Source organism: Mesorhizobium sp. M7A.F.Ca.US.005.03.2.1, from assembly GCF_003997795.1.
Taxonomy (GTDB): Bacteria; Pseudomonadota; Alphaproteobacteria; order Rhizobiales; family Rhizobiaceae; genus Mesorhizobium; species Mesorhizobium ciceri.
Map to the genome: position 1 here is coordinate 1 of NZ_RZRP01001063.1, position 1847 is coordinate 1847.

Here is a 1847-nt window from a genome sequence, read left to right on the forward strand (position 1 = left end):
GTGCGGAACGGCAGGCCGAGACGGCGCGCCAGCTGTGCGGCGCCATAAGACACCAGCGACGGCTCCGGCGTGCCGAAGGTCGGCGCCCCGGACTGCATCGAGATCGACGAGGCGAAGGTGCCGAACAGCACCGGCGCGCCTGGCCGGATGAGCTGCGTGAACGACGCGCCGGCCAGCACTTCGGCCAGAACCTGCGTCAGCGTGCCGGCCACCGTCACCGGGCTCATCGCGCCGGCGAGGATGAACGGCGTGACGATGCAGGCCTGGTTGTGGCGCGCATAGACTTTCAACGCACCGAGCATGGTCTCGTCGAACACCATCGGCGAGTTGGCGTTGATCAGGCTGGTCAGCACCGTGTTGTTCTCGACGAAATCGTCGCCGAACACGATCTTGGCCATGGCGACGGTGTCCTCGGCGCGTTCCGGCGCGGTCACCGAGCCCATGAACGGCTTATCGGAATATTTGATGTGGCTGTAGATCATGTCGAGATGGCGCTTGTTGACCGGCACATCGACCGGCTCGCATACCGTGCCGCCCGAATGGTGGATCGACGGCGCCATATAGGCGAGCTTAACGAAATTCTGGAAATCCTCGATCGTCGCGTAGCGCCTGACACCGTCGAGGTCACGCACGAAGGGCGGGCCATAGACCGGCGCGAACACGGTGGCATTGCCACCGATCTGCACCGAACGCTCGGAATTGCGGGCGTGCTGGGTGTAGACGGACGGTGCGGTCTTGAGCAGCGAACGGCACAGCCCCTTCGGGAAATGCACGCGCTCGCCCTTGACGTCGGCGCCGGCCTCTTTCCACAGTTGCAGCGCTTCTGCATCGTCGCGAAAGATGATGCCGATCTCCTCGAGAACCGTGTCGGTGTTCTTCTCGATCAGCGCCAGGCCTTCCTCGTCCAGCACCTCGTAAACGTTGATCTTGCGCTTGATGTAGGTGAGCTGCGTGCCCGGGCCTCCGCCCGAACGCGCGGCCCGCCGGGCAGCAGCCCCGCCGCTGGCGCCGCGCCCACGTCGCGCGTTTGACGCTTCCTGATCGACTGCCGCGTATTCGCTCATGGTGTTCTTCCCTGAATCTGTTCTTGTCTGGAATCCATAGCGGCTGCTCTCGCCGCTTCTTGCCAGATCGTAGCCATGCACCCTATTCGAAACGGCCCGCCAGCGCCAACGCCTGTCGCAAAATCGACAAGAATTCCAAGAGAGTTACGGTCGCTTTCCTTTTGCGGGAAGTCGCAAATCAGCTATGGATACATGCCCTCAGCGGGTTAGGTATGAACGCGAAGATATGTGCCTTGCGACATGGTCGCGATGCCGGCAGGAGCTCGATACAAATGTCCGACGACGAGATCATCCTTTCCGAACTTTCCGACGACGAGTTGGTGCAGCAGATGCACGACGATCTCTATGACGGGCTGAAGGAAGAGATCGAAGAAGGCACCAACATCCTGCTCGAGCGCGGCTGGGCGCCTTACAAGGTGCTGACCGAGGCGCTGGTCGAAGGCATGCGCATCGTCGGCGAGGATTTTCGCGACGGCATCCTGTTCGTGCCGGAAGTGCTGCTTTCCGCCAATGCGATGAAGGCGGGCATGTTCATCCTGCGCCCGCTGCTCGCCGCCACCGGCGCGCCCAAGCAAGGCAAGATGGTCATCGGCACCGTCAAGGGCGACATCCACGATATCGGCAAGAACCTTGTCGGCATGATGATGGAGGGCGCTGGCTTCGACGTCATCGATCTCGGCATCAACAATGCGGTCGAGAAATATCTCGATGCGATCGAACAGCACCAGCCCGACATCATCGGCATGTCCGCACTGCTGACCACGACCATGCCCTATATGAAGG

2 protein-coding genes are annotated in these 1847 nt (G+C 61.8%); one reads left to right on the top strand and one right to left on the bottom strand.

Features of this window, described 5'->3' with window-relative positions; translation table 11 throughout:
* On the bottom strand, nt 1–1064 hold a 1064-nt coding region (locus EN991_RS34585; protein WP_127370409.1), incomplete at its 3' end, for a trimethylamine methyltransferase family protein.
* A 272-nt stretch (nt 1065–1336) separates the two neighbouring features.
* Here EN991_RS34585 and EN991_RS34590 point away from each other — a divergent pair.
* On the top strand, nt 1337–1847 hold a 511-nt coding region (locus tag EN991_RS34590), incomplete at its 3' end, for a B12-binding domain-containing protein (protein WP_127370410.1).